This is a genomic window from Bacteroides sp. ET225 (genome assembly GCF_024733745.1).
In the GTDB taxonomy this organism is placed as follows: domain Bacteria; phylum Bacteroidota; class Bacteroidia; order Bacteroidales; family Bacteroidaceae; genus Phocaeicola; species Phocaeicola excrementipullorum.
The window spans coordinates 1-2,381 of sequence record NZ_JANRHN010000071.1 but is presented as its reverse complement, the minus strand read 5'-3'; the positions used below and the strand labels follow the sequence as shown (position 1 = coordinate 2,381).

At 47.5% G+C, this 2,381-nt stretch carries 3 protein-coding genes; all 3 read left to right on the top strand.

The window, feature by feature from the left end:
- Positions 1 to 72: 72 nt before the first annotated feature.
- Entirely contained in the window at positions 73 to 450 is a 378-nt protein-coding gene (locus tag NW212_RS15100) for a hypothetical protein (protein WP_258339437.1), read from the top strand.
- Positions 437 to 805: an IS66 family insertion sequence element accessory protein TnpB gene (gene tnpB / locus NW212_RS15095; protein ID WP_106483707.1), complete on the top strand. Its 369-nt coding sequence runs from the start codon at positions 437 to 439 to the stop codon at positions 803 to 805. The genes NW212_RS15100 and tnpB overlap by 14 nt, the downstream gene beginning before the upstream one ends.
- 77 nt (positions 806 to 882) lie before the next feature.
- A partial coding sequence (locus NW212_RS15090) for an IS66 family transposase (protein WP_258339436.1) occupies positions 883 to 2,381 on the top strand: 1,499 nt, incomplete at its 3' end.

Sequence of the window (2,381 nt, the reverse complement as noted above, 5' to 3'; positions counted from 1 at the left end):
GTAAGCATTCGGTAAACCACGTATTTTCGTCTCCAACTTCCATCATTAACTTTACGTCCAAAAAGCCAAGTTATGATGACACGAGAAGAAGTGGTAGAGATAATGAACTACTGCAAAGAGCACAAAATGACTTATAAGTCAAGACTGGAGGAACTCAATATCCCTGTATGGCGGTTTTATGACAGCAAATCCCGTTATGCCGCCGAGCAATCATCTGGTAAAACGGCTCAAGGTGAGTTTATCGAGCTTCCGCACAGCGGATCTTTTGTTCCGGTTCCTTCATTTGCCGGAACGAGCGGACGTAAACAGAAAAGTATACCGGCCATGCCAAGCGGATTGAAAGAGATAGAAATACGTACTCCGGCCGGTAGTGCCATACGTATCTGCGGTGAACTGAACGGCAAGGAACTGTATTCAATCATCCAGGCCTGCAGCCATGTTCAGCCTTAATGACAGTATGCGCTATCTGTTGTATAACCGCCCTACTGATATGCGCAAAAGCTTTCATACTCTCAGCGGTATCATCACCGACGCCATGGGTCAGGACCCCTGCAGCGGCAATGTGTATATCTTCATAAACCGTGCCCGTGACCGCATAAAGCTCCTGCATTGGGAGCCGGGCGGCATGGTGCTGTATTCCAAACTTCTGGAAGCCGGTACCTTAGGCAAGCCTGATTCTGTCAACGACAATGAGGTCTGTGCAAATATAGAATGGCGGGAACTTGTCATGATAGTGGAGGGTATCATGGAAGCCCGCGACTCCCGTCGCACGAGACTTGAAAACCTGCAGAAACTTCGAAAATAGTGCCGTTTTCTTACTCTGTTTGCTTTTGTATGTCATTGGATTTTAGTATATTTACATTGTGAAACAATGAGATACAGATGCTTACGGAAGAACAGGAAAAAGCCTTATTGGAAGAGATTGATAAGCTCCGCCAGGATAAAGCGGCGCTTATCAGCAGGGTTGCTTCGCTGGAGCAGTCGCTGTACCGGCTCCGGAAAAAAGTCTTCGGACGGATGAGCGAAAAAAATCTTCCGCTTGATCCCAACCAGTTGTTTCTGTTCTCAAAAGAAGAAATGTCCTCCATGGAAATATCCCGGATGGAGGATGAAGTCCGCAAAAGCGATGAAGAAATCACCAGAACCATAAAAGTCAAGGAGAAGCCGTCCCGCAAGCCCTTGGATACATCTTCTCTTCCGGTAGAAGTTGTTGATCTTTACCCCGAAGGAACAACTGACGGGGAAGGCAGGCTTAAGGATGATTTCATTGAAATCGGAAAGGAAGAGAGTTCACGCCTGGAGCGTGTTCCGGCAAAAGTATATATCCTGAAGACCGTCCGTCACAAAGTGATAAGAAAATCCGATATGGAGAAATATCCCGAGGAAAGGCAGATTCTGATTCATCCTCTTCCTCTTGTCCCGGTCAGCAAATGTATGGCAGGCGCCTCGGTCCTGACGGACATTATCATCGGCAAGTTCATGCATCATCTCCCGCTCTACCGTCTGATACAGCAGTATCGCGAATCAGGAATCATCATAAGCGAATCTACCATGTGCGGATGGTATGAAATGGCGGTGGAGAAACTCAGGCTTCTGTACAACCTGCTCAAACAGAAGATACTCTCCAGTGAGTATATACAAGTGGACGAGAGTGTCATTCCTGTTATGGACAATGAGAAACATAAGGCGAAAAAGGGGTATGAGTGGTGCGTACGCGACGGCATCACGGGGGACGTCATGTTCCATTATGACCGTGGCAGCCGTTCGGGCATGGTAGCCCGTGAACTGCTGGGATGCTGCCGTGGCATTGTGCAATGTGACGGCTATGCAGCTTACGAACAGTTTGAGCGGATGAAAGGAATTACTCTGGCCGGCTGCTGGGCACATGTCAGAAGAAAATACGTGGATGCTCTGGAAGAGAACAGGACCCTGGCTACACAGGCGATTCACTACATCGGCAAGTTGTACAGGATAGAGTCTGATGCCAATGATGCAGGGCTCACTACTGAAGAGCGTAAGGAAAAACGTATCCATGAGTCCTATCCGCTGATACTTGAATTTGAAAAGTGGCTGCAGGATGCTTATCTTAGAGTGCTTCCTAAAAGCCGTATGGGTAAAGCCATCGAATATACTTACACGCTCCTTCCAAGACTTTCCAGATACGTAAACGACGGAAGAATCGAAATTGATGACAACCGCATAGAAAATGCCATAAGACCTTTGGCTTTGGGAAGAAAGAACTATCTGTTCTGCGGCAACGACGCATCCGCATACAGGGCTGCCATCGTGTACTCACTGATTGCCACCTGCAAATCAGCAGAAGTAGACCCTAGAATCTGGATGGAAGATGTCCTGAGCAAAATTCCATATTATGAGAGGGA